The organism is Paenibacillus forsythiae T98 (genome assembly GCF_000520735.1).
Taxonomy (GTDB): Bacteria; Bacillota; Bacilli; order Paenibacillales; family Paenibacillaceae; genus Paenibacillus_AQ; species Paenibacillus_AQ forsythiae.
Genome location: NZ_ASSC01000579.1, coordinates 1 through 337, shown reverse-complemented (window position 1 = coordinate 337; position 337 = coordinate 1). Strand labels below are relative to the sequence as shown.

Annotated in this window: 1 pseudogene; it reads right to left on the bottom strand. The window is 64.1% G+C overall.

What is annotated here, in order from left to right:
- Positions 1–337: pseudogene (locus L692_RS32980) on the bottom strand (PLP-dependent aminotransferase family protein); the annotation flags it as partial.

Sequence of the window (337 nt, the reverse complement as noted above, 5' to 3'; positions counted from 1 at the left end):
AACCCGCAGGCTGCCGAGCGGCTCCTCATACGGCAGCGGAAGTTCTTCCCGCGCCAGCTCCGCAAGAATGGAGCGCATCTCTTCACCCGGCAGCAGCTCGGGGGCGGGCTCTCCGGTCCCGAGCCGAAGCAGCTCCGGCTGAAATTCCAGGCGGTTGATCGCCTGAATAGCCGGCAAATTGGGATAATGGGTGCCTTCCTCCACATAATCGTTCCAGCTTCCCGCCGTCCATGGCGGGTCCTCTTTCCCCGCTACCCTTGTGCCGCCCCCCTGTCTGCCTTCAATAAGCCCGAGTTCGGCCAGTTGGCCGAGTGCGGCGACAACCGTGCTGCGGTTG